The sequence below is a fragment of the Actinophytocola sp. genome, from assembly GCF_035634895.1.
In the GTDB taxonomy this organism is placed as follows: Bacteria; Actinomycetota; Actinomycetes; order Mycobacteriales; family Pseudonocardiaceae; genus Actinophytocola.
Genome location: NZ_DASQCC010000001.1, coordinates 1 through 25439 on the forward strand (window position 1 = coordinate 1; position 25439 = coordinate 25439).

Consider the following 25439-nt stretch of genomic DNA (forward strand, 5'->3'; position numbering starts at 1 on the left):
CTCGTCGTTCAGCTTGTTGCTGTACCCGTGTTCAGCCGACTCGGCCTGCGCGTCGCCGTAGATCTTGTCGACGTCACCCTGCTGGTAGTCACCGGGATCCAGCTTGTACTTCTTGTAGTAGTCGCGAACCTCGGGCGGCAGACGACCCTCGTTCACATAGAACGGACCCTGGTCGTAGCCGCCGCCCTCATAGCCGTTGTACGAGGTCGCGTACCCCTGGTCACGAAGATAAGCCGCGTAGAGATGCTCCTTGGTGTCCGCGTCCACGTACGGATCGTCCAGAACCGACTTGACCTCGGACCAGGACTTGCTCACCGCTGGCCCCCGGGCTGGGTCACCGTGCTCGCGGCACCGGCCTCGGTCTCGTTGTAGCTGGACGCGTTGCCGCCGAGCTGGCCGGCGAAGGCGAGGAGGTTGTCACACATGGCCACCGAGCCGGCGCCGAGCTGGTCGATGGCGGCCGAGTAGTCCTTCTGCCAGGCCTGGTGGTCGGCGTGCTGCCCGAAGTCGGCGGCCTGGAGCTTGGTCGGCTTGACCTTGTCGACGTCGTCCTTGGCGTCCTCCGCCTTGGTGCTGATGGTCCGGCCGGACGACGACATCGAGCCCGTGTCGGTCTTGTAGCCGTCCGGTGCGTTCACCCCGGAGTTCGCGCTCGTCGGCGGCGTGTTCATGGTCGGCGGTCCCCCTCACGATCGTGCTGGCGCGGTTCGCCCGCATTGGACGCACGCGCGCGACGGTTGGTGCCGTCACATCTGCACACAGAATGTACCTATCCGCAGGTGGCGACGAGCACAACCGGGGAATTTGCTTCCGTTACCGCAGCCAGGTCCGCCCGGACATGTCGTCGTCCGCCTCGGGTCGCGGGGGTTTCCTGCGGACCGGTTTGTCCTGTTTGGGGGCGTCCTCGTCGTCCCGCGCGCCGAGCTTGAGCGTCCGGTTGGGCCGGGGCTCCTCCGTCGCCTGCGCCTCTTCTGGCCGGGGCTCGGGGTTGTCGACCGGTTCGGCCTCGGCTCGCTTGGTCTCGCGGGCCTGCTGGAACTCCTCGCCACCGAGGGAGAGCGTCGTCTTCGGCCTGGGGCGGGGCTGGTCCTCCGGCTCCGGCTGCTCGGCGGCTGGCCGCGCGGCATCCGCCTCGGCCTCGGCCTTTCGCTTGAGCGCGGCCGCGAGGTCCGCCTCCTCGCGCTCGAAGGCCGCCTTGGCCTGTTCGGCCAGCTCGGCGGCCTGCCGTACGTGGGCGTCGAGCGCGGCCTTGCTGGCCGTCGCGATCTCCTGGAGCCGCTTCCTGGCCGCCGCGTCGTCGATGTCGATCAGGGTCATGGCTACCGGTCGGTCCGCTCGTAGTCGTCGTTGCCGAGCACACCGTGCATGCTGTAGACGGGCTCGCCGGAGTCGAACAGGTCCCCGTGCACGCTCCAGCCGGAACCGGCACGGCCGCTGTCGCCGGCGCCACCGCCGGCCTGTGCGAGCACCGGCAGTCCACCGCCGGCCATGCCCGACGCGTCGTGCTGTGCGTCGTCCGGCGCGGCGGCAAGCACGGCCTCGCCGTCCGACTGGTGAGGCGCGAGCACGCCGGAGACCGAGCCGCGGGCGTCCTCCGACCAGGCAGCCTGCGGCGAGGTGACCTGGTCGCCGGCCGTCTGCGGCGTCGAGACCGGCTGGGCACCGGCGGTCACGTCCGGAGCCGGCCCGGCCGGCGCGCCGGGTACGGCACCGGTCTGGGTCGACGAGTCGGCGGGTGCCGCGGGAACGGGAGAGCCGTTGGTGTCCGTGCCCGGGACCGGGCCTGCCTCGGCGGGTGGCTGGGTTCCGGGCTGCTCGTCATCGGTGTCGGGGAAGTCGACCGTGTACGAGGCCGGCTTGCCGGTGCCGTCGTCGACGGTGAGCGTGATCTGGTCCGGTGCGAACAGCGGTCGTTCCGCGGTGATGGTGACGTCGCCGTCCTGGAGGACGCACTTGCCGTCGGTCCGGGCCGACACCTGCTCGACGCCCTCGGGCACCGGCTGCCCGTCGGTCGAGCGGGACAGGCCACTCGCGGCGTCGAAGTCGAGGTCGTAGGTCCTGGTGGCGCCGCTCGCGTCGGTGACCGTGAGGTTGACGTGGCCGGCACCCGCGTCGCTGACGCCGATCTTGCGGTCCCCGTCGTCGATCGTGACCGTGCTGGCGTCGGCGGCCGGATCCGTCGCCTCCGCCGGATCCGTCGCCTCCGCAGGCGGGGCGACGGCGGTGTTCGGTGCCTGCTCGGGCGCCGGTTCCGGCGCGGGGGTGGTGGCCGGGTCGGCGATCGGCTCGGTCTGCGCACCGCTGTCCGGGTAACCACCGCCGCCGGTGTCGCCGCCCGGGTAGCCGCCGGTCTCGCCGCCACCGGGCGCCGGCTGTCCGCCGCCCGCGGCGCCGACGACCCGCAGGCTGCTGAACGCCTGCGACTGGGCCAGCGCGTGCACGTTGTCCACGGCGACCTTGAGGACGTCCTTGACGTTCTCCTTGAAGTCGTCCGTGGCGCCACACCAGTCACGAACGATCGTGCGGATCTTCTCGCGGCCTTCCTTGCCGGCCTTCACCAGGTTGTCGTACATGATGTGGACCCGTTCGAGGTTGTATTCGCACGGGTCGGCCTCGCAGACCGACAGCTGGTGGGACGTCGCGAACCGGCCCTTGAGCACGGGGGCGACCTCGCCGTCGTTCTTCTTGCAGCTGAGCCAGTCGTCGACGCCTCCGGTCGGGCACACGTTCGCCAGGTGCTCGCCGGTCCGTTCGTCCATCTTGTGCCACTGCTCCGGCGGGGACATCTCCCTGAAGCTCAGCGTCTGCTCGGTGGCGTTGGCGTAGTCCTGGTACATGGACCTGGCCTGGGTCATCGCCTCCAGCAGGATGCCGCCGACCTTCGTCGCACCCGCGGCGTACGCGTCGAGCGTCGTCCTGACCTTGTCCATCGCGGTCTTGAACGCGTCGAAGGAGTCACCCGACCACTGCGCGGAAACCGCCGTGACGTTGGCGTCGATGGCGGCCGAGAGATTCTCGAGCGCCTTGCCGAGCCCGTTGAGCGCCGCGGCGTCCTGCTCGACGCGGCCCCAGTGAAGGTCGAGGATCTCGCCGCGCTTGCTCATGGCGATGTTCTTGTCGCCGAGCTCCAGCTTCTCGTAGTACGAGGCGACCACGTGCCTGACCGGCGTGTTGAGCGGGTCGCCGACGACGTCCCAGCACTGGTCGTTCCTGGTCGAGTCCTTCTTGTTGGCCTCGCCGCGGAAGGCGTCCCACGCGGCCGGGAGGGTGATCCTGATGGTCATGTCAGACGCCTCCGGAGGTCGAGCCACTGTCGGAGCCGCTGTCGGAGCCGCTGTCGGAGTCCCCGCTGGAGTCGCTGCTGGAGTCGCTGCTGGATTCGCTGCCCGAGCCGCCGTCCGAGCCGAGCTCCTGGAACGTCCCGACCTGTGTGGTCTCGCCCGCCACCATCACCTCGGACATCTGTCCCAGCTGTGCCTGCACGTCGGCGAAGAGCTTCGACAGGTTGGCGAGGTCGGCCGCGATGGCGCCCATGGACTCGACGAAGTCCCGGCCGAGCGGGTCCTGCCACGAACGACCGAAGTCCTTCTGCTCGGCATGCGGCTTCTCGAGCGCGGCCTTGACCTTGTCGGTCTGCTGCTGCGCTTCGGCGAATGCGGTGGTGAGCGCGCCAATCGCCTCAGGGTTGGCCTCGAAGCCTCCGGACATCATGTCCCCTATGTTCCGCTACCAGGTGTCCCATCGGTGATCGCAAGCACGGATCGTACGCCTGCGCACACAGCTAGCAACATACCCAGCCAACGCCCCGCACGGGGCGGTTTGGGGGATTCGCCAAAGGAAAGCGCAGGTCAGGTGGCCGAGCTGACCACGACCACCAAGCGTTGGGCCGCCGCTTCGGCTACTTCCTGCGACGGCGCCTCGACCATCACGCGGACCAGTTGCTCGGTGCCTGACGGACGCAACAGCACGCGGCCGGTGTCGCCCAGCTCGGACTCCACCTCGGCGACCGCGTCGCTCACCGCCGTCGACCTCGCCACCGCGGCCTTGTCCGCGACCTTCACGTTCTTCAGGACCTGGGGCAGGCGGGTCATCACGCCAGCCAGGTCGGCCAGCGAACGTCGGGTCGCCGCCATCCTCGACATCAGGCGCAGGGCCGTCAGCAGGCCGTCGCCCGTCGTGGCGTGGGCCGGCATGACCACGTGGCCGGACTGCTCACCGCCCAGCGACAGCTTGTTCTCGCGCAGTGCCTCCAGGACGTAGCGGTCGCCCACCGCCGTGGTCTGCAGGGTCACGCCGTGTTCGCGCATCGCCAGGTGCAGGCCCAGGTTGCTCATGACCGTCGCGACCAGGGTGTTGTCGACCAGGTCGCCGCTTTCCTTCATGTCCAGGGCCAGCACGGCCATGATCTGGTCGCCGTCCACCATGTCGCCGGCCGCGTCGATGGCCAGGCAGCGGTCGGCGTCACCGTCGTGGGCTATGCCCAGGTCGGCCTGCTCCGCCAGGACCGTCTCGCGGAGGTTCTCGAGGTGGGTGGAGCCGCAGTTCTCGTTGATGTTCTCGCCGTCGGGCAGCGCGTGGATCGCGATCACCTCGGCACCCGCCTCGCGGTAGGCCCGGGGGGCGGCTGCCCACGCGGCGCCGTTGGCGCAGTCGACGACGACCCGCAGGCCGTCGAGGCGGTGGGTGGACGCCTTGAGCAGGTGCGTGACGTACCGGTCGACCGAGTCGGCGATGTCGTACATGCGGCCGACGCCGGCGCCGGTGGGCCGGTCGAAGGAGAGGCCCATGTGCGCCTCGATCTCGTCCTCGATGGCGTCCGGCAGCTTGTGCCCGCCCGCGGCGAACAGCTTGATGCCGTTGTCCGGCATGGGGTTGTGCGACGCGGAGATCATCACACCGAGGTCGGCGCCCAGGTCGCCGACGAGGTGGGCGACCCCGGGCGTCGGCAGCACGCCGAGCTGCATCACGTCCGCACCCGCCGAGGTCAGGCCCGCGGCGACGGCCGCCTGCAGCATCTCGCCACTCGCCCTCGGGTCCCGCCCGACGACCGCGACCGGCCGGTGGGAGCTGTCGCGCTCGACCAGCACCCGCGCGGCCGCCGCCGCCACGGACAGGGCCAGCTCAGGCGTGAGCTCGGAGTTCGCCTGCCCACGAACACCGTCGGTACCGAAAAGGCGAGCCATCGTCGAGGGAACCTCCGCAACAGGTGTTCTGGATGCGGAAAACGCCGCGCCCGGTGCATCTCATGTACCGAACGCGGCGTTCCACTGAGAAAAACAAGCCAGCAGTACCCGACAACCCCGGGCAAGCAGGGCCACTGACGCGTAGGGCGTCCCATGCCGGCCAACCGAGATGACCGGCCCCGCCACACCCGGCCCAGGGGCGGGCACGGCGGGCAGGGACGCGAACCTCAGCGCTTGGAGTACTGAGGCGCCTTGCGCGCCTTCTTCAGGCCGTACTTCTTGCGCTCCTTGACCCGAGGGTCACGGGTCAGGAAGCCGGCCTTCTTCAGCGCCGGGCGGTCCTCGATGTCGAGCTCGATGAGCGCACGCGCGATGGCGAGGCGCAGCGCACCGGCCTGGCCGGTGATGCCGCCGCCCTTGAGGTTCGCGCGGACGTCGAAGGCCTCGGGCTTCTCGACGGTCACCAGGGGCTCACGGATGAGCTGCTGGTGGACCTTGTTCGGGAAGTAGTCCTCGAGGGTCTTGCCGTTCAGGGTGAACTTGCCGCTACCCGGGGTGAGGCGCACCCGGACGACGGCCTCCTTGCGGCGGCCGACGGTCTGGGCGGTCTCGCCGCTCACTCGCACGGGACGGGGCGCCGCAGCCTCCTCGGCGGCGGGAGCCTCGGTGGTCTCAGGGGTGCTCAATGATCCTCGCTTGTGCTCGACTTGATGGCTACCAGCAAGTTCATCTACCTGCTGACCTTGGCGATCTCGAACGGCTTCGGCTGCTGCGCGGCATGCGGGTGGTCCGGGCCGGCGTAGACCTTCAGCTTCTTGCCCTGGGCACGGCCGAGCTTGTTCTTCGGCAGCATGCCCTTGACGACCTTCTCCAGCAGTCGGTCGGGACGGGTGTCCAGCAGCTCGCCGAAGGACTGCTTGCGCAGACCGCCCGGGTAGCCGCTGTGCCGGTACGCGAACGACTGCTCGCGCTTGTTCCCGGTCAGCACGACCTTCTCCGCGTTGACGATGATGACGAAGTCACCGGTGTCGACATGCGGTGCGAAGGTTGGCTTGTGCTTGCCCCGGAGCAGCGTGGCGACGTTCGAGGCGAGCCGGCCGAGGACAACGTCCTCTGCGTCGATGACATGCCAGGTGCGGGCCACCTCACCTGGCTTCGGGCTGTACGTGCGCACGGATCTACCTCGTCGTCATTCGCGTCAGGGTGCATATGCGCTCAAACGGGCATGGGCCCGCGCCGCGCAACAACATAGAAAGATACCTGGCGGGTTCGCGGGGGGTCAAAGCGGCCCCCACCTGCTGGCTCGACCGGCGCACTATCGTGCACGTCGAACGGCGTGTTCCAGGGGATTCGGACAGGGGTAGCTGAGATGACCGTCACCCGATCTGCGCGGCTGGCCGGCGCGGCCCTCTGCGTCGCGGTCGTGGCCGGCTGCGCCCAGCCGACCGCGGGCCAGCCCGTCGCCGACCGCGCGTCGGCCCAGCAGGCGACGGCGGACGCGGTGAAGCGCGGCCTCGCCGCGTTCCAGTCGCACTTCGTCAACCTCGGCAACGAGCACGCCAGGGTCTACAACTACCTCAACTACGGCGACCTCAAGATCACGACCGAGCACGAGTCCTACAAGGTCGGCAGCCCGCCCGCGATCCTCTACAAGCGCCGCTACTCCCAGGACGGCGACTGGTCGATGGAGGTCACGCCTGCGGAGTCGGAAGTGGACTACATCAAGCTCGACCCCGACCACGCGTTCCTGGCGCCGACACCGTGGGTCACCGTGCCGTCACTGTACAAGGACGGCTTCCAGAACTGCTTCGTGCTGACCGCGTGGGTCGCCTGCCACCTGGACACCGCCATCGGGCAGACCAGGCTCGACGCGGGCGACGAGCAGCCGAGCGAGGCCCGGTCCACCGGCGACGGCTTCGAGGTGACCACCGGCGCGCAGCTGAAGATCATGCTGTCCGAGGGCTTCATCTCGATCCCGGAGGACAAACGCGACGGGCTCACCGAACGGCAGCTGCGGAAGGTCGTCCCGGTCGTGCTGAAGTTCGACAAGGACATGAACTTCACCGGGTTCGAGATCCGCGACTCGATCACCGACGGCGACGCGACGGCGCTCGAGATCCAGCTGGAGTACGAAGTGGTCGGACCGGCCTCGAAGGACGACATCCCGGACACGCCGGCGGCGGCCCAGATCACGGCGATCACCGACAAGGCGGCGGTCGACGCCTTCTTCGACAAGTTCAACGACCGGACGCCGGAGAACTGACACGGCAGGGCCCCGGAAGTGCTTCCGGGGCCCTGCCGTAGCCGTTCGGTCGAGCTGTGCCGCGTGGCTCAGGTCCAGCGGTTGGCGTTGTTGCGCTCGCCGTCCGCGTAGTCCTCGCCGGCGCGGGAGACCGCGGTGCCGATCGAGGCGAGCACCTGCTGCAGGTCGGCGGCGGCCTTGTCCCACTCGCCCTGGAAGTGCTTGTAGTTGTCGGAGGCGGAACCGGTCCAGTTGGTCACCAGCGGCTGGAGGTCGCGCTTGAGCTGGTCCAGGTGCGACTGGATCATCGAGGCCGAGCGGCCGATGTCGGAGGCACCCTGGGAGAGGCCGGCGAAGCTGACCTTGATTGTGTCGCCGGCGTCAATGCCGCCGCCGTATCCACCGGAAGATGAGGTCATTTCTGTTCCCCTTTTGGAAGACGTTGCCGAAAGTCTGTGTGCGTCGCTTGTGGGAAAGCGTCAGCGCCGTCAGCCGTCGAGCTGAGACGAGAGGTTGCCGAACACGTCCATCTGGGACTGCTCGGACTCCTCGTAGGTGGAGCCCGCGGCCTTGAGCTGCTCGGCGATGCCCTCGAGGGCCGTGTTCAGGCGCTTGGCGTCGTCGTCGAAGCGGTGCATCATGGTCGTGAACGCCTTCTGGGCCGGACCGGCCCACAGGCCCTGCAGCTGGGAAATGGCGTTCCAGAGGTTCGAGAGCTCGCCCTCGACGTCCTCCTTGACCTTCACCACATTCTGGTGCGCCGCGGTGAATTCCTGCGGTGTACCGGCGTAGCCGTCTGGCATTGGGAACTACCCCCTTCAGATTTCTGTCTGCGGGACGAACCTTTTCAGTTCGTACGCCTCCTGCGACGTAGACCCTGCCATGTTCGGTTCCGCGTTGTCGCCATCTGGTCGGAGGTCGTTGCGACAGTGAACGCCCCACGTGGGCACGGGTGTGTGCCGCGGGCTCGGGTGACGGGGGCGGGGAGGTTGTCCCGGCCTGCCCACCAACATCGGGTCGAGCCGCCGGATCTGTGGCGCTACCTGCGGTTTCGCGGGTCGTCGGTGTCGAAGACGGAGTCGAGGATCTCATCAGGACGGTAGGTCTCTTCCGTCGCGTCCATGAGAATTCGCTGTTGCGAAAAGTCGTCTTCGCGATCCCTCGGGCGAGTGGGCCCGGGAACCGGCTCCTCCACCGGCTCGACCACGGGCTCCGGGCCCGGCCGGGTGGGTTCGGTGTCGACGTCGAACAGCACCGTGATCTCGGAGGTGTCGTCGTTCTCCTGCCGCGCCGGCGGGCGGTTCGGCCGGCCGGTCAACTCGTCGGCCTCGGGCAGGTCGGGCACCGGCAAACCGTTGTCGGTGCGGAACTTCGTGGCGTCCGCGCGGGCCGCCGGCGAGGTCGGCGTGGCCTGGCCGCGACGGAGCGCCTTCTTCTTCGCCTGGGTGGCGAGCTCCTCGGTGCGCTGGCGGAAGCCCGCGCTCTCGGCCTTGGCGTCACGGGCGGCCCGCCGTGCCCTGGTGAGCGCCCACTGGACCTCGGCGGAGAACCGCGCCGCGGCCTGTCGGAAGCCGCCCTGTTGCCCGGTCATACCAACGAGCCTATTCGGTGATGCGCAGTGTGCGCACAATCATCTCGCAAGCCGAGGAAACTTCCTTCGCCCGGCTGCCGGCGTTCTCCCGCTGGCAACCGACGCTGACCTGCGTCTCCCGGTGGAAGACGACGTACCACTCGACCGTGGCGTCCTTGTTCGGCAGCGCCTGCCGGTAGTGGATGACGTCGCGGCCCGCGTAGCGGGAGTTCTCGTCGAAGCCGGTGAAGTTGTCACCGGCGGCGTCGAAGTCGTCACGCAGCTTGCCGACCGCGCGGTCCCGGTCGGCGTCACTGTCGAAGGAGAGGCGGGCCTGCTGGACGAGGACGAGGTCGTCGCCGTCCTGGGCGTCGGCCGGCTTGACCTCGGTCTGGAGCCGGGTGGCGTCGCCGCCGGTCTGGAGCCAGTCGTCCGGGAGGGTGAACTGGTACTCGTACTGGGCGATCAACTTGCCCTTGACCTGCGTCGTCGTGGGGGCCGGGGTGGCACCCGACCGCGGCCCGCCGCCCTGGGTCAGGACGACGACCAGCACGATCGCGATGGCGGCGGCGAGCGTGGCGGCCCCGGTGAGCAGCAGGGCCGAGCGTCGCTTCGTGTTGCCGACCGCCGGCGTGGGCGGCAACGCCGGCCGGGGCCGCGGCGGCGGGAGCGGTGGCCGGTTGGGCTGGGCTCGCGGCGGCAGCGGCCGGTGCGGCGGAACCTTCGGCACGGCGAGGTCACCCGTGCTCTCGCCGCTGCCGGCCACCGCTCGAAGCGCACCCCGGGCGACGACGGTCTCCGGCTGGTCGAGCGAGGTGGGGACGACCCCGCAGCGCTTGTGGACGAGCTGTGAGACGAGCGGGATCCGGCTGGACCCGCCGACGAGGAAGATGCCGGCGAGGTCGACGGGCTTGAGCCCGGCCTCACGGATGGTGGCGAGGGTGAGCTCGGCGGCCCGCTCGATGTGCGGGGCGATCAGCCGTTCGAGGTCCGCCCGGGTGACGTGCGCGTCGGCGAAGGGCGGCGGCATGGGGACGTCGGTGTAGGGATGACGGGACAGCGTCTCCTTGGCCCCACAGACGTCCTGGCGGATGACCCGGCGCCGGCGCCGGTCGGGAAGCTCGCGCCCTTCGACGAGGGCGCGCCAGGCCTGTTCGTCGGTGCCGGCGACAAGCCCACCGACATGTTCGAGCAGGAGCTGGTCGATGTCGGCGCCGCCGAAGGTCGGGTCGCCCCGCGTGGCAAGCGGCCGGTTGGCCCGCACGACGGAGACATCGACGGTGCCACCCCCGAGATCGAGCACGGCGACGGGCCGGTCGTGCCGCGTCCCGGGAAAGCTCGCGGCGTAGAAGACCGCGGCGGCAACGGGTTCGGGCACGAGGACGAGGCGGGCGCCGAGCCCGTTGCCGGCCTGGCGGAGCACCCGGGTCCGGATGCCGCCCCAGTCGGCGGGGTGGGTGAGGACGAGTTGGTCGACGGGGGCGCCGCCGACCCGCTGCCCCTCGGCGACCGCGCGGGACAGCACGGCCCGGATGACGTCACGGACCTTGAGCACACTGGCGCCGAGAAGCAGCTCCGTCTCGTCGATGCGCCGCTTGGGGTGGGGTTCGTAGCGGGCAGGATCGACGGCGGCATGCCGATCGGCCTCTTGCCCGACGAAGAGCGTGCCGTCGTCCGCCGCGTAGACGGCGGACGACATGAGCGGCGCCCCGTCAACGGCGACGACCTGTGGCTCCCGCCCACGAAACGACGCGGCGATGCACGTACTGGACGTCCCAAAGTCGACCGCGACCCGCAGTGTCATCCACACCCCCGGTAACCATCGTGGTCCCAGGCCTGATGGTAGGGGGAGCGCCGGTGAAGTGCGTCCGTCGTACCGGAGGACCGGCCAAACGGTCGTAAGGGATCACACAATCGACGGAATCGCGGCACCGGCGCCCACCTGCCAACCCAGCGCGCGGCCGGAAGGGGACATCACATCTCCGGCGGAATCCACCCGACCTGGATGAGCTGCTGCCCCGCCTTGCGAGTCACCAGCACCCCCCGCCCGGGCGGCATGGCCGACGGTCGCACGGTGCCGATCAACGCGCCCTCGTCCCGGGAACCGGACCCCTGCAACCCGGGCGTCGCGATCTCCTTCAGCTTGCCAAGCACGGGGTCGTACATCGCCCGGCCGGCGCCACCGGTACGCCGCACCGCGATCACGTGCAGCCCGACATCCTTGGCCTGCGGGATGAACTCCGCCAACGGCGCCAGCGGGTTCGTCCCCTGTGGACAGACCAGGTCGTAGTCGTCGCAGATGACGAACAGCTCCGGCCCCTTCCACCACGACCGGTTGCGCAGCTGCTCCTGCGTCACGTCCGGCCCCGGCAGCCGCTTGCGCATCGACCCGCTGATCTCCTTGATCATGCCGTTCAGCTGCTGGTTCGACACCGCGTACCCGAGCAGCTGGTCGCTCTTGACGAACCCCAGCATCGTGCGCCGGTAGTCGATCAGGAGGACCAGCGCCTCCTTCTTCGTGTACCGGTCGGTGATGCCCTGCACGATCGTGCGCAACAGGTTCGTCTTGCCCGACTCGCCGTCCATCAACGCGAAGAAGTGCGGCTCGGCGTCGAAGTCCAGGTACACCGGCGCCAGCTCGTCCTCGTTGACACCGATCGGGACGAGCTTCGTGTTGCGCCTGGTGTCCTGGTTCAGCAGTTCCTCGTACGGCAGCTTCTCCGGCAGCAGGCGGACCTGCGGCGCGCGCCTGCCCCGCCAAGCGGTGTTGATCTTGGCGATAGCGTCCTGCACGCCGTTGGCCACGTCCTGGTCGTTGCTCGAGCCGTCGATCCTCGGCAGGCCCACCAGGAAGTGCAGCTTGTCCCGGGACAGGCCCCGGCCCGGCCGGCCCTCCGGCACGTTCACCGCGACCCGGCGGTCCACTTCGGACTCGCTCGCGTCACCGAGCCGCAGCTCGAACCGCGTGCCGAGCAGGTCCTTCATCGCGGGGCGGATCTCCGCCCAGCGGTTGGCGGTGACGATCACGTGCACGCCGTAGGACAGGCCCTGCGCCGCGATGTTCAGCACCTGCGGCTCAACGGCCTCGAACTCCTGCCGGAAGTTCATCCAGCCGTCGATGATCAGGAACACGTCGCCCCACGGGTCCTCCTTCAGCTCACCGCGGCGCTTGCGGTTGCGGAAGTCGGTCATGGAGTCGATCGAGTTGTCCCTGAACAGCTCCTCGCGCCCGGCCATCACGCCAGCCACCTCCGCCACGATGCGGCGGATCTTGTCCGGGTCCAGCCTGCCGGCCACCCCACCGACGTGCGGCAGCCCCTGCAGCGTGCCGAGCGTGCCGCCGCCACGGTCGATGCAGTAGAACTGCACCTCCTCCGCCGTGTGCGTCAGCGCCATCGACATGACCAGCGTGCGCAGCAGCATCGACTTGCCGGACTGCGGACCACCCGCGACGGCCGCGTGACCGGCCGCGCCGGAGAAGTCCGCCCAGAGCAGGTCGCGACGCTGCTCGAACGGCTTGTCGATCAGCCCGAGCGGCGGCTGCAGCCGGCCGTTGCCGAAGAACCCGGCCGGCGAGAGCCCGCGGTCCTCCGTCGGTTGCAGCGGCGGCAGCAGCGTGTCGAGCGAGTTGGACACGTCCAGCGGCGGCAGCCACACCTCGTGCGCGGGCGGGCCCTGGCCGACCAGCCGGCCCACGATGACGTCGAGCTCGCTCGGCTCCGTCGGCGCGCTGATCTCCGGCCGCGGCGCCTCGGCCACCGACTCGACCGGCCTCTCCGGCTCCTTCGGGATCTCGATGTAGTCCGGCACGAACAGCTTCACGCGGCGGTCGCCGGAGATCGGCGCCGCGGGGCCCGCGGTCTGGATGCCGGCGGGCCGGTACGGACCGGACACGTACGCGGCCTTGAACCGGACCATCGTGGACGTGTCGTACTTCAGGTAGCCGGAGCCGGGGATCGACGGCAGCTCGAACGCGTCCGGCACGCCGATCGCGGCGCGGGACTCCGCCGCGGAGAACGTCTTCAGACCGATCCGGTAGGACAGGTGGGAGTCGAGGCCGCGCAGCTTGCCTTCCTCCAGGCGCTGCGAGGCCAGCAGCATGTGCATCTGGAGCGACCGGCCGAGCCGTCCGATCGCGACGAACAGGTCGATGAAGTCCGGCTTCGCGCTCAGCAGCTCGGAGAACTCGTCGACCACGATGAACAACGCGGGCAGCGGGTCGAGGTCGGCGCCGTTCTCGCGCGCCTTCTCGTACTCCCACACGTTCTTGAAGTTGCCGCCGTTCTTCAGCGCCTCCTGCCGCCGGTTCATCTCACCGGCGAGCGCGTCCTTCATGCGGTCGACCAGGGTCAGCTGGTCCTGCAGGTTGGTGATGACCGCCGCGACGTGCGGCGAGCTGTCCAGACCGAGGAACGTCGCACCACCCTTGAAGTCGACCAGCACGAAGTTGAGGTTGGTCGACGAGTGCGTGGCCAGCATGCCCAGCACCAGCGTCCGCAGGAACTCGGACTTGCCGGAGCCGGTGGCGCCGATGCACAGGCCGTGCGGGCCCATGCCCTCCATCGCCGCTTCCTTGATGTCCAGCTCGACCGGCTGCCCGAACTCGCCGACGCCGAACGGCACCCGGTACCGGTCGCGGACGGGCCGGGGCCGCCACGCCTGCTGCACGTCGAACGTCATCGGGTCGCCGGGGATGCCCAGCAGCTCCAGCAGCGTCGGGTTGGACAGCAGCGGCTCCTCGCCGCCGTCGTCAGCGGCCGCGGCGCCCAGCCGGTACGGCGCGAGCTTGCGGGCCAGGGCCTCCGCCTCGGCCACCGTCATCGTGTCCGGCTTGGCGAACCACTCGACGCCGCTCGCGCTGCGGGCGCCCATCCGGTCCTCCTCGACCACGAGCCGCAGGCCGCGACGGGCGGTGAGGTTGCCGAGGCTGTCGGACAGGTCCATCAGCGTGACGCCGACGAGCCCCTCCTCCAGGATGATCTGCTCCTCGCGGGTGACCTCGCCGTCGTCGATCACGATCACGACCTGCGGCTGGTCGGGCTGCGGCGGCGCGTTGCGGGTGAACCGCTGCCGGTCGCGCAGCTCCTCGTCCAGCCAGTCCTCGATCTGCGTGAGCGAGCCGGCCATCATCCGCATCTGGCCGATGCCGTCGACCATCGTGGGGTGCTGCGTGTGCGGCAACCACTTCGCCCACTCCCACTCGGCCTTCGCACGGCCGGAGGTGACCACGGCGATCAGCACGTCGTCGGGGGTGTGGAACGTCACGAGCTGGGCCAGCAGCGCGCGGGCGAGGCCGCGGGTCAGCTCCTTGTCACCCGTGAGGCCAACGGCCGCGAACCCGCGGATGGCGATCTGGATCGGCAGCTCCGGCACGATCGAGTGGGCACGCACGAACCGGCGAAGCGCGAGCGTGGCGATCGGCTCCAGCTCGTCGACCGGACCGGTCTGCGGCGGCACGAGCCGGGTCGCGAGGCGCTGCGAGCCGCGGCCGGCACGCAGGTGGCAGAAGTCGGGGTCGGACTGGCGGCGCTCCCACATGCGGCGGCTGGTGGCCATGGACCACAGCGCCTGCGGGTCGGGATGCACCCACTCGAGCGCCGCGCGCTGGTCGAGCGAGGCCTCGCGGGCCCGGTCACGCATCTGGCCGAGGTACCGCAGGTAGTCCTTGCGGTCCTCGTTCATCTCGGCCTTCTTCGGGCCGCCACCGCGGTTCTGGCCGAACATGCCGACCATCGAGAACATCATCATCATGGGGAACAGCAGCGTCACCGGGTTGCGGCCGACCGCGCCGCCCGCGGTGAACATCAGTGCCATCATGCCGAGCATCGCGATGACCATCACGACGGGCATGAACTTCATCAGTATGTTGCCGGGGATGACGCGGGGTACCTCGGGCGGCGGCTCCAGATGCACCTCGCCGCCGGGCTGCCGCGGCGCGGCAAGCCGAGGTGAACGCTTGAACTGAAGCGTACTCACCGAACTACCCCTCACCCTGGTCCGAACCCCTTGTTGCCGGAACCCGCGCACGCGGGAGCACCGGCAAGGCCATACTAGGGGCCGCCACCGACAGCAAGGGGTGGTTATCGAGAGACGACTGGTGAGCGGGGGTTCGAGGGTGGCAACCGGGACGACTGTGTTCAGCCGCGTGACGGTGGTCGCGCCGAGAACACGCATCGACGTCGCGCTCCCCGCCGGTGTCGCGGTGGCCGACCTGCTGCCGATGCTGCTCGAGATGGCCAAGGAGGCCACCCCGGACGGCGGCGCGCGGCACGGCGGCTGGTGTCTCGCCAAGCTGGGCGAGTCCCCGCTCGACCCGAGCCGCACGCTGGCCTCGCTCGGCGTCGTCGACGGCGAGCTGCTCCAGCTGCGCAAGCGCGCCGAGAACCCACCGCCCCCGCTGTACGACGACGTCGTCGACGCGATCGCCGAGTCGACCCCGGACAGCTACCGGCCCTGGACCAAGAAGACGGCGAACCGGATCGGTTACATCGCGGGCGCGCTCGCGCTGTTGCTCGGGGCCGTGGCCGTGCTGATGGGCGGCCCGTTGTTCGGCGGCGACGCCCTGCCCGCCGCGATCGCCGCCGGCGCGGCCGCGATCGTGTGCGTCGCGGTCGGCGCCACCATCGCCCGCGGCTACCAGGCGGAGACGGCCGGCGTGCTGATCGCCGCGGCCGGCGGTCTGCCGATGGCCTTCGTGGCCGGCCTCTACATCGTGCCCGGCGCGACCGGGCGGGCCAGCCTGCTGCTCGGGTGCGCCCTGGTCCTGATCGTGGCGTCCGCCTCGATCATGCTGATCGGCGCGGGGGTGACGGTGTTCGTCGCGGCCGGGTCCGCGGCGCTGGTCGGCGTCGTCGCGTTCACCATCGCCACCCTGATCGCGCACCCCGCGCCCGGCATCGCCGCCGGCACCGCCGCGGTCTCGCTCGCGGCGCTGTCCGTGCTGCCGAGGGTGACGATCCAGCTGGCCAGGCTGCCGCTGCCGAACGTGCCGGGCAGTGCCGAGGACCTCAAGGAGGACAGCGGCTTCCCGGACTACCGGTCCATCGAGCGCCGCGCCGGCCTCGCGCACGAGTACATGACCGGCATGATCGTCGGTCTCGGCACGACGACCGCGATCTCGGCCATCATCACGGCCGGCAAGGGTGACGTCTGGGCCATCCTCACGGCCATCTCCGCCACGCTGGTGCTGCTGCTGCGGGCCCGTACGTACGCCAACGGCAGCCAGGCCATCGCGCTGCTGGCCACCGGCATGCTCTCCACCGCCGGCATCATGATCGGCTGGCTGGTCACCGCGGACACCTTCGGCCGGCTGCTGCTGGTGTTCGGCTCGCTCGTGCTGATCGCGGCCGCGGCGCTGGTGCTCGGCGTGATCTTCCCCGAGCAGCGTTTCTCGCCGCCGCTGCGCCGGACCGTGGAGATCATCGAGGCGGTGTGCATCGCGGTCATGCTGCCGCTCGCGCTCGCCGTGATGAACCTGTACGGCACGCTGCGGCACGCGAACATCCTGCCGGCGAACTGAGGACTCCCACTGATGGCCGTCTCCCGCACCAACCGGGTCGTGTCCGTGCTCGCCGCCACCCTGCTGGCGTTCGCGCCGGCGGTGCCCGCGGCGGCGCAGCCGACCTCCTCCTCCCAGCCGCCGTCCTCCGCGTCCTCGTCGTCCGCGCCACCGTCGACGACCGCACCCGCGGCGAACATGGCGGCCCCGCCACCGCTGCCGGCGGACTACCCGCTGCCGAACGACGACGGCAAGCCGGACCGCGAGTACACGCAGAAGACTCAGTGCGTCCAGTCCCGCGACTCCCAGCCGCTGAAAACCAAGCCGTGGGGCCAGGACCTGCTCCGCTTCGACGAGATCGCGCGGTTCGGGGTCACCGGCGCCGGCCAGCGGGTCGCGGTCATCGACACCGGCGTGTTCCCGCACCCGTACCTGGCGGGCCGGCTGACGGGTGGCGGCGACTACGTCAAGCAGGACAACAACGGCCTCGAGGACTGCGACGGGCACGGCACCGAGGTCGCGGGCATCATCGCGGCCAAGCCCACCGACCCGGGCATCGGCTTCCGCGGCATCGCGCCGGACGCCGAGATCGTCAGCATCCGGCAGTCCAGCAGCAACTACGAGTTCAAGGACCAGGCCAGCAACCAGACCTTCACGGCCGGCAACCTCACCACGCTGGCCAAGGCGATCATCCGGGCCGCGAACGCCGGCGTCACCGTGATCAACATGTCGGTGGACTCCTGCCGCCCCACCTCGGCCGGCCCGATCACCGAACCGGAGAAGGGTGTGCAGGCGGCGCTGCGCTACGCCGTCGAGCAGAAGAACATCGTGGTGGTCGCGTCGGCCGGCAACATCCCGGAGAGCGACTGCACCGAGCAGAACAACGCGGACCCGCAGAACCCGACCTGGCTCGTGATCCCGCCGTGGTTCTCGGAGTACGTGCTGTCGGTGGCGGCCGTGCGGCGGGACGGGCAGGTCGCCCCGTTCTCCTTCAACGGGCCGTGGGTGAGCGTCGCGGCGCCGGGCACCGAGATCACCTCGCTGGCCCCGGCCAGCACGACCGGCGGGCTGGCGACCCAGCAGTACGACGACAAGGGCAACGCGAGCCCGATCCAGGGCACGTCGTTCGCGGCGCCGTACGTGGCCGGGCTGGCCGCGCTGGTGCGGGAGAAGTACCCGAACCTGACCGCCAAGCAGGTCATGAACCGGATCAAGACCACAGCGGCGCACCCGGCCGCGAGCGGTGGCCACGACAGCCTGGTCGGCTACGGGATGATCAACCCGGTCGCGGCGCTGACCGCGTTCATCCCGTCCGAGAAGGGCATCGCTCCGGACAAGGCGGTCGACGAGCCGTTCAGGATGCCGCCGCCCGACACCCGTGACTGGACGCCGATGCGGGTCGCGATGATCGGCTCCGGCGGTGGGGTCGGCGTGCTGCTGCTGACGCTGTTCGTGGTGCACACGGTCCGCCGCAACCGTCGCGAAGAAGAGGAACCCGGACCCCGGCACCTCTGAGGGGGGTTCCTCAGCGGGCCTTCATGGCCAGCTTGCGGAGCTCCGCGCGGACGTCGTCACGCGGCAGGGGGTTGACGCTCATCCACTCGGTGTCGCCGGCCAGCCGGAACCGGCCGCGCTCGGTGTCGAGCCAGCGCAGTTCCTCGCCCACGCGGGTCCACTGGTCCTCGGTCTCGTCGCGCCGGGCGACGCCGACCTGACCGTTGCCCAGGACCGGCTGCAGGTGCGACACCATCCGCCGGACGATCCGGTCGTCGATGCCCTGCGCGCGCAGCACCTCGTCGACCTCCTGGGTCGTGAGCTGCTCGTTCCGCTCCATCAGCGCGTTGAAGGCAGCGTCCAGCGCCTGCCTCGGGAGGCTGAACGGCGCGGTCAGCGGCGCGTCCGCACGCGGCACGAGCCGTACGAGGTCGTCGAGCGCCTCGTCCAGCGTCACCGGCTTCATGCGGACCATCCGCTCGGCCGACGTGAGGTCCTGAGTCACCAGCAGCGCCTCGTCCCGGTGCACCAGCACGGCCGCGGCCAGCGTCGGCTCCTCCTTCGCCAGCACCATGTCGACGACCCCGGTGCACGACCGCAGCAGGAACACGAAGTCCTCGGCCACGCCCAGCGGCCCGTTCTCGTCCGCGAGCCCGCGCCCGGTCAGCTGCTCACGCGCCGCGGCGAACAGTGACCGCTGCTCGACGTCGGTCTGCCCGGAAGCCGGGATCTCCAGCGGGAACGGCGCCTCGACCTCCGCGAACACGCACAGCAGATCGACCTCGACCGGGTGCAGCGGGGCCCCGGCGCTGACTCGCACATCCATCAGCTGTAGTTGAACTTCGTGAGGTTGTCCGTGTCCACCTGGGTGTAGGTCCGTGCGGTGTTCTCGGCCGCCAGCACGAACTCCTCCATGTGCCGGACCGCGATGTTCAGCTGGCCGCGCAGTCCCCGCTCACTGCCGAGCCGGTCGGTGAACTTCTCCGCCAACTCCTGGCCGACGGAGCTCGTCCCCAGCATGGGCGCGAAGTTCGGTGTGGCCAGCTCCGCGACGTCGCCCATGATCTTGTCGAGCTGCGTCCGCACCTCCGCCACCGCGTCCGCGAACGCCTGGACCTGCGAAGGATCGACCGCCCAGCCACCGGCCGACGAGGTCTCGTCAGTGGGTCCGTCGACGTACATCCCTTACCCCCTAGAGCCCGATCACCGGTGGCGCGGCCTTCAGATCCGACGAGAAGAGGTCCTCCTCGAGCGGCACGGTCCTGCGGTGCTCGCCGTCCTCCTCGCCCTCTTCCCGGCGGCCGGCGCCCGCGCCGCCCTGACCGTACCCACCCGACTTGCCGAACGCGCCCGCCTTGCTGAACCGGCCACGCCCGCGGTACTCGCGGTCGCCCCGGCCACCGGCGCCACCGCCGCCCGGGAACCCGCCACCGCGTCCACCGGCGCCCCGGCCGCCCGCGCCACGTCCACCGGCGCCGCCTCGGCCGTACGGGCTGCCACCCATCGCGCCCGCGCCCCGGCCGCTCATGCCCGGCATCCCGGGGAACGCCCCGGCGCCGAGACCGAGACCACTGTTCGCACCGCCACCGCCACTGCCGAGACCGGGCACGCCGGAGACGTTGGGGCCCAGCCCGGTCAGCGACTGCCAGCGCCCTTCCGGCCCGTGCGCGAACGACGGGTCGGTGACGTGGTTGCCGTCCATCGGGGGCGGGCCCGGCCGCACCACGCCACCACCGGGCGGCGGGGCCGGCATGCCCGGCTGGCCGATGCCCGGGTCCGGCCGGGACTCGCCGGGACCACCGGGGTTTGCGCCGTCCGATGGGCCGCCGAACTGGGGGGTGTTCTGGTCGACGCCGAGTATCGCGTCCTCGAAGCGCTCCATGGTCTGCACGGCCTTGCGCTTCATCTTCTTCTTCTTGTTGCCGAAGCCGAACGCGCTCGCGATGCCACCGATGGCCGCGCCGAACGCGGCCCCGACCGGGCCACCGACCGCGAACCCGGCCGCGGCGCCGCCACCCGCGGTGGCCAGCCAGTTGTTCTTCGGCATGCCGGGCATCGTGGACTGCGCGGACCGCAACGCGCCCGCCGCGTGTTGGATCGGGGGCGACATCTTCTGGGCGGTCGTACCGAGCTCACCGATCCATCTGGCGTTGGTCATGACCGTGCGGACCGCCTCGTCGGAGGCCCGGCCGCTCCAGAAGTGCATCAGCTTGCCGAGCGAGCGCTGCAGGTCGTCGGAGGCCAAGGTGACCGCGCGGCCGTGCACTTCCCACTCCCCGGCCAGGGCCTCGAGCTGAGGTGCGCTCGACTTGTCGGCCACCATTCTGATCAGCGACTCGAGCCCGAAGCCGTTCCAGTTGACCCCGCCGGTGACCCACTGGTCGTTCTCCTCGCGCCGGCGCGTTCGGTCGTCCTGCGCCGCCTGCGCCGCAGCCGCGGCACGTGCCTGGGCGTCCGCGACCATCTGGAGGAGCTGCTCGAAGACCACGCCCCAACCCTCCGATCATCGATTCCGACGGTCACGCTACTTGATTGCACCGACACAAAGGAGGCGAATCGACCTCAACTTTCCGCAGGCAAACAATCGCACGCCTCTCATCTCCTGAGCGACCTGGCGAGCCCACGCACGGAAGCGGCCAGATCCTGCCCGTAAAGCGGGTTCACCGACAGCCAACCACCCTCGTCCGTGTCGACCAACTGGAACCTTCCTTTCTCGGTGTCCAGCCAGCGCAGCTCGGCGCCCGCACGCCGCCACTGGTTGGCGTAGCCGCCACGGGTCGCGAGCCCCATCTGACCGTTGCCGAGCACGGGCTGGAGATGTGTGACGAGCCGCCGCGCGAGCCGGTCGGTGACGCCGTGCCGCGCCAGCAGCTCCTCCCACTCACCGACGCCGAGCGGCCGTCCCTGCTGCCGCAGGAGCGCCCGGTACACCTGGTCGAGCGCGGCCTTCGGCAGGGAGAACGGAGCCGCGAGCGCCGCGTCGTGGTCCGGGATGAGCCCGATCAGCTCGTCGACCGCGTCGTCGAAGGGCAGCTCGGCCATACTCACGTTGTCCGGTTTGGACAGTTCCTGCGTGACGAGCACGGCGAGGTCCTGCCGGACCAGCAGCACCACGCCGATGGTGTCACCGCCGATGGAAAGGACGAGGTCGAGGGTCATCGGGGCGTCCTGCAGGAGGTAGGCGAACGCCTCGGCGACACCCAGCGGCCCCCGCTCGTCGGCGAGACCGCGGGCGGCGAGCCGCTCGCCGGCGGCACGCAGCACGGCACGCCGTTCGGTGCCGGTCACGCCGTCGGACGTCACCCGCAGCGGGAACGGCGGAGCGGAGTTGGCCGCCGCGCACAGCAGGTCGACCTCCGCCACGCCCATCGCCACCGCGGACCTGGCGCTGATGATCATCAGCCCCGCTTGTCGTCTTGTGGTGGTACGACGTCGTACTTGCCGAACGTGTCGACGGCGTTCTGCTCGTTCTCCTCGTAGGCACGGGCCGCCTTCTCCGCGCTGGCCACGAAGTCGTCCATCCGCTTCATGGCCTCGGCCAGCATCGCGCGCAAGCCGTGTGTGGAGTTGAGCCGGTCGTCGAACTTCTTGGCCAGCTGCGTGCCGACCGGGCTGGTGCCCAGCTGCGGGTCGAGCTCGGCGCCCTGCATCCGGTCCGCCTTGGCGTGCACGGAGTCGAGGTACGAGCGGGCCCGGACCACGGCGTCCGAGAAGGCGCGGAGCTGGTAGGAGTCGACCTCCCAGCCGTCGGGCTTCCTGACGGGGGCGACCGTCGTGGCCGGCACCTGCATGGTGGTGGCCTGCTGGTCCGGCACGGCGGGTGCGCTGGCCGACGGGTCCGGGGTCGGCATCGCCGGCGGTGTCGACCCGTCCGTGGCCGGCGGCACGACCGTTCCGGTGGCCGGCATCTGGGGCGGCGTGTCCGCCGGTTCCGTGCCGTCCAGGCGGTCCGCGAGACTCCCGCTGCCGGTGGCCGGTTCGGTCACCAGCTCCGTGACGTTGTCGGCAGGCATGTCGTTCCCCTTGGTTCCCTAGATCCCGATGACCGGTTTCGACGCCTGCTGACCCGTGTCGAACGGGTCCTCGCCGTCGAAGGGAACGCGTCTGCGGTGCTGCTGTCCGTCGGCCTGCGTACCCATGCCGGCCCCACCCATCGGCGCGCCGCCGATGGGCCCGGACGTCCCCGAACCCGCACCCGGCGCCGTTCCGGGCGCCGCACCGAACGTCGCGGCGGCCGCGAGACCAGGCCGTGCGCCGCTCACGCCACCGCCCCGCTCCGGATTGCCACCGATCGCGCCGCCGCCCGCCGGGGCACCCACGGTGCCGACGTCAGCGGCCTCGCCGCCGGCACCGGCGAAGCCGAAGTCGGCGGCGCCGAACCGCGGCGCCTTGGCCGCGCTGGCGTCGGTCAACCCGGTGAGCGCCTGGAAACGCGCGTCCACCCCGGTCGTCTTTTTCACCCTGTCGAGCCAAACGCCGTCACCGCCGGTCACCACGTCGACGTCGACCCGCGGCCGCAGCACGTCGCTCTGGCTCTGGAACTGGGGCGTGGCCTGGTCGATCCCGAGGGCGGCCGCCTCGAAGCGCTGCATGGTCTCGATGGCGACCCGCTTCATGTCCTCCTGCTCGGCCTGCGCCTGGAACGCGCTGTCCGAGCCGGCGGCGGTCGCGCCGACCGCGGCGCCGAGGTGGCTGCCACCGGTCACGTTCGAGGCCGCGTCCGCACCCTGCGGCGCCGACCCCGGCACGGCCTGTTCCGGTGTCGGCAGCTTCGGCATGGCCTCCTGCGCGGACTTGAGCGCGCCGGCGGCCTCCTCGATGGGGCTGCCCATGCCTCGTGCGGTGGCGCCGAGGTCGCCGACCCACTGGGCGTTGAGCGCGACCGTCTGCCTGGCCTGCTCCGCGGACTCGCCGGACCAGAAGTTCATGAGGTCGTCGAGCGCGTCGGCCAGGTAGTCGGCCGCGGCGATGACCCCTTCGCCGGTCTCCCGCCAGTCGTCGGCGAGCCGCTCCAACTGCGGCACGCTCGCTTTGTCCGACACCATCCCGACCAGCTGTTCGAGGGTGAACGCGCCCCAGTTCACCCCGCCGTCGACATATAGGTCCCCGGTGTTCCCCATTGGGTTCCCCGCTCCCGTTTGCCCCGACATTCGCACCTGACTGTAATGGGTCGCGCACGGTGACGGCACTAGTCTGATCAGACGCCCGCCGTACGCTCGATGACGTGCCCCGAGTGCTGACCGTCTCCGACGAGATAGTCGAGTCGCTGTGGACGGACCGGGTAGCGGAACGTCACGGCGACGTCGACCTCGTGCTCGCGGCCGGGGACCTGCCGTTCGACTACCTGGACTTCCTGGCCTCGACCCTCGACCGCCCACTGGTGTTCGTGCCCGGCAACCACGACGCGGACCTGTCCGGCTACACGAACCGGCGCGGGCTGTGGCTGCGATCGGGCTTCCCCGCGCGCTACCCGGGCCCGGTGGGGGCGGTGAACGCGGACGGCCTGGTGGTCGAGGCGGCGGGCCTGCGGATCGCGGGGCTGGGCGGGTCGATCCGCTACAACGACGGCCCCAACCAGTGGACGGAACGACAGCAGACGCGCCGGGCGGCACGGTTGGTCCGCGCCGCCCGGCGCCGGCGGATCGACGTGCTGCTGACGCACTCGCCGCCCCGCGACGTCGGCGACCGCGAGGATCCGCCGCACCGCGGTTTCGCTTGTCTTCACATGGTCGTCGACCGGCTGAAACCAGTTGTTCTCGTGCACGGCCACATCCACCCGCACGGCCAGCCGGTGCCGGACCGTGTGCTGGGTGACACCCGAGTGCTCAACACGGTCGGATACCGCATCCTGGACATGCCATGAAGCGAGACACGGGCTTCCCGATAGCCGACGCCGAGAACGACTTCCTGCGGGCGCGCCGCAGGCAGGTCCTGTCCCGCCTGGCCGCGTGGTTGCGGCGGGCACCGGACGACGTGAACATCATGCTGCCGTTCGACGAGGTGGTCGCCGCGCTGGGGCGGTTGGGCGAGCGGCGACTGGGCCTGCAGGTCATCACCCTCGACTCGATCGTCGGGAGTGTGGACCGGTCACGCGAGTTCGACCGCCGCTTCCGGCCGACGTCCGGACAGGTGCGTGAACGGTGGCAACGGCTGGCGCTGGCACAGCGGCGCGGTGAGCCGATCCCGCCGATCGACGTGTACCGGGTCGGCGACATGCACTTCGTGCTGGACGGCCACCACCGGGTGTCGGTGGCGCATGCCCTTGGCCTGAAGACGATCGACGCGTTCGTCACGGAGGTCGTCACCCGCCTGTCCCCGAACGGCATCCGCTACCGGGGCGACCTGCTGGTGAAGGACTACCGGCGGATCTTCCTGGACCGCGTCCCGCTGGTGGGCGAGGCCAGGAAGGCCGTGATGCTGACGGATGCGTGGGACTACACGGAGTTGGCGGAGTCGGTGGAGGCGTGGGGCTTCCGCCTGATGCAGGACGAGGGCGGTTATCTGGACCGGCCGACGGTGGCACAGCGTTGGTACGACGAGGAGTTCGTGCCCGTCGTCCGCATGCTGCGGCAGGCGGGGATGATCGACACGCAGACCGAGGCCGAGGCGTACATGTGGGTCGCGGGTGAGCGCTACCGCCTGATCCGCGCCCACCGTTGGGACGACGAAATCATCACCGCGGTCCGCGAAAGCAAGAACCGCTGATTCTGAGCGTGTCAAGTCCACAATCCTGAGCTGTGGACAACTCTCCCCTGTGGACAACTTTTTTTGCCATTCGCGCACACCCCCCGAAACTCATTGTCAGCCGCATTTCCGCGGCTCGACACAGAGGGGATCCACAGGAATGAAAATGCTAGCCATCCCGGTCATAGTCACAGCCTGGCTGCTGGTCAGCGCCGCCACGTCCGTTGCTCACGCCGACCCACAACTCTGCGAGAGCGGAGAGTTCTGCCTATGGGACACGGAGTCCTACAAGGGCGAGGCGGTTCGAGTAGCCCTGGAGAACGCCAACCCGAACGAGTGCATACCGCTACCGGACGACTTCGACGGCCGCTCCTTCGTCAACAGGTCCAAACGAGCCGTCACCGTCTACCAGGGACGGGACTGCTCCACGGAAGGCGAGTTCGACACCTACCCCGGCGGGGGCACCTTCGTCCCCGATGCCCCGTACGTCGTGAAGGGAGTCCAGATCTGGGAGGGCTAGGTCCAATGCCGGTCGTTTGGCCGAAGCAGGACCAACTTCGCCGAGTGGCCGCCAGCGGACTAGACCTGGCCAAGATCAACGTTTGTGGTTGCGGCCACCCTGACGACCGGAACGACCGGCGTTGGGTCTAGGTCACGTTCACACTCCGGGCAGGGGCGCCGTTCCCGGACCCGATCCGAAGCAGGCACCACGTCTGCGTTCGCGTTCGGGCCGGACACGTCCGTCCCTGTCCGGATCGGGCCGGGCAC

At 70.2% G+C, this 25439-nt stretch carries 24 protein-coding genes and 1 pseudogene; 6 read left to right on the plus strand and 19 right to left on the minus strand.

The window, feature by feature from the left end:
* The 8 genes and pseudogenes from VET29_RS00005 to rplM all read right to left on the minus strand — a co-directional run.
* A pseudogene (locus VET29_RS00005) lies at positions 1–315 on the minus strand (hypothetical protein); the annotation flags it as partial.
* The gene (locus VET29_RS00010; protein WP_324912822.1) at positions 312–671 is read right to left on the minus strand and encodes a hypothetical protein; all 360 of its coding nucleotides are present in this window, start codon (positions 669–671) and stop codon (positions 312–314) included. The gene VET29_RS00010 and the pseudogene VET29_RS00005, both read right to left, overlap by 4 nt.
* Before the next feature lie 142 nt (positions 672–813).
* The gene (locus tag VET29_RS00015; RefSeq protein ID WP_324912825.1) at positions 814–1317 is read right to left on the minus strand and encodes a hypothetical protein; all 504 of its coding nucleotides are present in this window, start codon (positions 1315–1317) and stop codon (positions 814–816) included.
* Positions 1318–1319: 2 nt separating this feature from the next.
* The gene (locus VET29_RS00020; protein ID WP_324912828.1) at positions 1320–3284 is read right to left on the minus strand and encodes a WXG100 family type VII secretion target; all 1965 of its coding nucleotides are present in this window, start codon (positions 3282–3284) and stop codon (positions 1320–1322) included.
* Position 3285: 1 nt separating this feature from the next.
* On the minus strand, positions 3286–3711 hold the full coding sequence (locus VET29_RS00025; protein ID WP_324912831.1) for a hypothetical protein: 426 nt from the start codon (positions 3709–3711) through the stop codon (positions 3286–3288).
* A gap of 137 nt (positions 3712–3848) precedes the next feature.
* On the minus strand, positions 3849–5183 hold the full coding sequence (gene glmM, locus VET29_RS00030; protein WP_324912833.1) for a phosphoglucosamine mutase: 1335 nt from the start codon (positions 5181–5183) through the stop codon (positions 3849–3851).
* 227 nt (positions 5184–5410) lie between these two features.
* A complete protein-coding gene (gene rpsI / locus VET29_RS00035; protein ID WP_324912835.1) occupies positions 5411–5869 on the minus strand; it encodes a 30S ribosomal protein S9 in 459 nt (152 codons plus the stop codon).
* Between the two features lie 44 nt (positions 5870–5913).
* Positions 5914–6357, minus strand: a complete 444-nt coding sequence (gene rplM, locus VET29_RS00040; RefSeq protein WP_324912837.1) for a 50S ribosomal protein L13 — start codon at positions 6355–6357, stop codon at positions 5914–5916.
* Between the two features lie 195 nt (positions 6358–6552).
* Between rplM and VET29_RS00045 the strand changes: the two genes are divergently transcribed.
* The gene (locus VET29_RS00045; RefSeq protein ID WP_324912840.1) at positions 6553–7446 is read left to right on the plus strand and encodes a hypothetical protein; all 894 of its coding nucleotides are present in this window, start codon (positions 6553–6555) and stop codon (positions 7444–7446) included.
* Between the two features lie 68 nt (positions 7447–7514).
* Here VET29_RS00045 and VET29_RS00050 read toward each other — a convergent pair whose 3' ends face one another.
* The 5 genes from VET29_RS00050 to eccCa all read right to left on the minus strand — a co-directional run bounded on the left by VET29_RS00050 (position 7515) and on the right by eccCa (position 14971).
* Entirely contained in the window at positions 7515–7844 is a 330-nt protein-coding gene (locus VET29_RS00050; RefSeq protein WP_324912844.1) for a WXG100 family type VII secretion target, read from the minus strand.
* 69 nt (positions 7845–7913) lie between these two features.
* On the minus strand, positions 7914–8228 hold the full coding sequence (locus VET29_RS00055) for a WXG100 family type VII secretion target (RefSeq protein ID WP_324912849.1): 315 nt from the start codon (positions 8226–8228) through the stop codon (positions 7914–7916).
* Between the two features lie 236 nt (positions 8229–8464).
* Positions 8465–9016: a hypothetical protein gene (locus VET29_RS00060; RefSeq protein ID WP_324912853.1), complete on the minus strand. Its 552-nt coding sequence runs from the start codon at positions 9014–9016 to the stop codon at positions 8465–8467.
* A gap of 10 nt (positions 9017–9026) precedes the next feature.
* Positions 9027–10799, minus strand: coding sequence for a type VII secretion-associated protein (locus VET29_RS00065; RefSeq protein WP_324912857.1), 1773 nt, complete (start codon positions 10797–10799; stop codon positions 9027–9029).
* Positions 10800–10969: 170 nt separating this feature from the next.
* A complete protein-coding gene (gene eccCa / locus VET29_RS00070) occupies positions 10970–14971 on the minus strand; it encodes a type VII secretion protein EccCa (RefSeq protein WP_324912861.1) in 4002 nt (1333 codons plus the stop codon).
* A 139-nt stretch (positions 14972–15110) separates the two neighbouring features.
* On the opposite strand from eccCa, the gene eccD reads away from it, so the two are divergent.
* Both eccD and mycP read left to right on the plus strand, forming a co-directional pair.
* A complete protein-coding gene (gene eccD / locus VET29_RS00075; protein ID WP_324912864.1) occupies positions 15111–16514 on the plus strand; it encodes a type VII secretion integral membrane protein EccD in 1404 nt (467 codons plus the stop codon).
* A 12-nt stretch (positions 16515–16526) separates the two neighbouring features.
* On the plus strand, positions 16527–18008 hold the full coding sequence (mycP, locus tag VET29_RS00080; protein ID WP_324912868.1) for a type VII secretion-associated serine protease mycosin: 1482 nt from the start codon (positions 16527–16529) through the stop codon (positions 18006–18008).
* Between the two features lie 10 nt (positions 18009–18018).
* Here mycP and VET29_RS00085 read toward each other — a convergent pair whose 3' ends face one another.
* The 6 genes from VET29_RS00085 to VET29_RS00110 all read right to left on the minus strand — a co-directional run bounded on the left by VET29_RS00085 (position 18019) and on the right by VET29_RS00110 (position 23107).
* Positions 18019–18813 (minus strand): ESX secretion-associated protein EspG, encoded by a 795-nt coding sequence (locus VET29_RS00085; protein ID WP_324912871.1) that lies wholly within the window; start codon positions 18811–18813, stop codon positions 18019–18021.
* Positions 18813–19169 (minus strand): hypothetical protein, encoded by a 357-nt coding sequence (locus tag VET29_RS00090; protein WP_324912875.1) that lies wholly within the window; start codon positions 19167–19169, stop codon positions 18813–18815. Before VET29_RS00090 ends, VET29_RS00085 begins: the two co-directional genes overlap by 1 nt.
* Positions 19170–19179: 10 nt before the next feature.
* Entirely contained in the window at positions 19180–20475 is a 1296-nt protein-coding gene (locus VET29_RS00095; protein ID WP_324912878.1) for a hypothetical protein, read from the minus strand.
* Between the two features lie 107 nt (positions 20476–20582).
* A complete protein-coding gene (locus VET29_RS00100; protein ID WP_324912881.1) occupies positions 20583–21386 on the minus strand; it encodes an ESX secretion-associated protein EspG in 804 nt (267 codons plus the stop codon).
* Positions 21386–22000, minus strand: a complete 615-nt coding sequence (locus VET29_RS00105) for a hypothetical protein (RefSeq protein ID WP_324912886.1) — start codon at positions 21998–22000, stop codon at positions 21386–21388. The genes VET29_RS00100 and VET29_RS00105 overlap by 1 nt, the downstream gene beginning before the upstream one ends.
* Before the next feature lie 18 nt (positions 22001–22018).
* Positions 22019–23107 (minus strand): PPE domain-containing protein, encoded by a 1089-nt coding sequence (locus VET29_RS00110; RefSeq protein ID WP_324912888.1) that lies wholly within the window; start codon positions 23105–23107, stop codon positions 22019–22021.
* A gap of 104 nt (positions 23108–23211) precedes the next feature.
* On the opposite strand from VET29_RS00110, the gene VET29_RS00115 reads away from it, so the two are divergent.
* The 3 genes from VET29_RS00115 to VET29_RS00125 all read left to right on the plus strand — a co-directional run bounded on the left by VET29_RS00115 (position 23212) and on the right by VET29_RS00125 (position 25191).
* Positions 23212–23850, plus strand: a complete 639-nt coding sequence (locus tag VET29_RS00115) for a metallophosphoesterase family protein (protein WP_324912891.1) — start codon at positions 23212–23214, stop codon at positions 23848–23850.
* A complete protein-coding gene (locus VET29_RS00120; protein ID WP_324912894.1) occupies positions 23847–24692 on the plus strand; it encodes a chromosome partitioning protein ParB in 846 nt (281 codons plus the stop codon). Before VET29_RS00115 ends, VET29_RS00120 begins: the two co-directional genes overlap by 4 nt.
* A gap of 139 nt (positions 24693–24831) precedes the next feature.
* Entirely contained in the window at positions 24832–25191 is a 360-nt protein-coding gene (locus VET29_RS00125; protein ID WP_324912896.1) for a peptidase inhibitor family I36 protein, read from the plus strand.
* The last annotated feature ends 248 nt before the right edge of the window (positions 25192–25439 follow it).

What these genes read in the sequence shown, in the direction of transcription:
- VET29_RS00010 (WP_324912822.1), bottom strand. Translation starts at nt 671, where the DNA reads ATGAACACGCCGCCGACGAGCGCGAACTCCGGGGTGAACGCACCGGAC.
- VET29_RS00015 (WP_324912825.1), bottom strand. Translation starts at nt 1,317, where the DNA reads ATGACCCTGATCGACATCGACGACGCGGCGGCCAGGAAGCGGCTCCAG.
- VET29_RS00020 (WP_324912828.1), bottom strand. Translation starts at nt 3,284, where the DNA reads ATGACCATCAGGATCACCCTCCCGGCCGCGTGGGACGCCTTCCGCGGC.
- VET29_RS00025 (WP_324912831.1), bottom strand. Translation starts at nt 3,711, where the DNA reads ATGATGTCCGGAGGCTTCGAGGCCAACCCTGAGGCGATTGGCGCGCTC.
- glmM (WP_324912833.1), bottom strand. Translation starts at nt 5,183, where the DNA reads ATGGCTCGCCTTTTCGGTACCGACGGTGTTCGTGGGCAGGCGAACTCC.
- VET29_RS00045 (WP_324912840.1), top strand. Translation starts at nt 6,553, where the DNA reads ATGACCGTCACCCGATCTGCGCGGCTGGCCGGCGCGGCCCTCTGCGTC.
- VET29_RS00050 (WP_324912844.1), bottom strand. Translation starts at nt 7,844, where the DNA reads ATGACCTCATCTTCCGGTGGATACGGCGGCGGCATTGACGCCGGCGAC.
- VET29_RS00055 (WP_324912849.1), bottom strand. Translation starts at nt 8,228, where the DNA reads ATGCCAGACGGCTACGCCGGTACACCGCAGGAATTCACCGCGGCGCAC.
- VET29_RS00060 (WP_324912853.1), bottom strand. Translation starts at nt 9,016, where the DNA reads ATGACCGGGCAACAGGGCGGCTTCCGACAGGCCGCGGCGCGGTTCTCC.
- VET29_RS00065 (WP_324912857.1), bottom strand. Translation starts at nt 10,799, where the DNA reads ATGACACTGCGGGTCGCGGTCGACTTTGGGACGTCCAGTACGTGCATC.
- mycP (WP_324912868.1), top strand. Translation starts at nt 16,527, where the DNA reads ATGGCCGTCTCCCGCACCAACCGGGTCGTGTCCGTGCTCGCCGCCACC.
- VET29_RS00085 (WP_324912871.1), bottom strand. Translation starts at nt 18,813, where the DNA reads ATGGATGTGCGAGTCAGCGCCGGGGCCCCGCTGCACCCGGTCGAGGTC.
- VET29_RS00090 (WP_324912875.1), bottom strand. Translation starts at nt 19,169, where the DNA reads ATGTACGTCGACGGACCCACTGACGAGACCTCGTCGGCCGGTGGCTGG.
- VET29_RS00100 (WP_324912881.1), bottom strand. Translation starts at nt 21,386, where the DNA reads ATGATCATCAGCGCCAGGTCCGCGGTGGCGATGGGCGTGGCGGAGGTC.
- VET29_RS00105 (WP_324912886.1), bottom strand. Translation starts at nt 22,000, where the DNA reads ATGCCTGCCGACAACGTCACGGAGCTGGTGACCGAACCGGCCACCGGC.
- VET29_RS00110 (WP_324912888.1), bottom strand. Translation starts at nt 23,107, where the DNA reads ATGGGGAACACCGGGGACCTATATGTCGACGGCGGGGTGAACTGGGGC.
- VET29_RS00120 (WP_324912894.1), top strand. Translation starts at nt 23,847, where the DNA reads ATGAAGCGAGACACGGGCTTCCCGATAGCCGACGCCGAGAACGACTTC.
- VET29_RS00125 (WP_324912896.1), top strand. Translation starts at nt 24,832, where the DNA reads ATGAAAATGCTAGCCATCCCGGTCATAGTCACAGCCTGGCTGCTGGTC.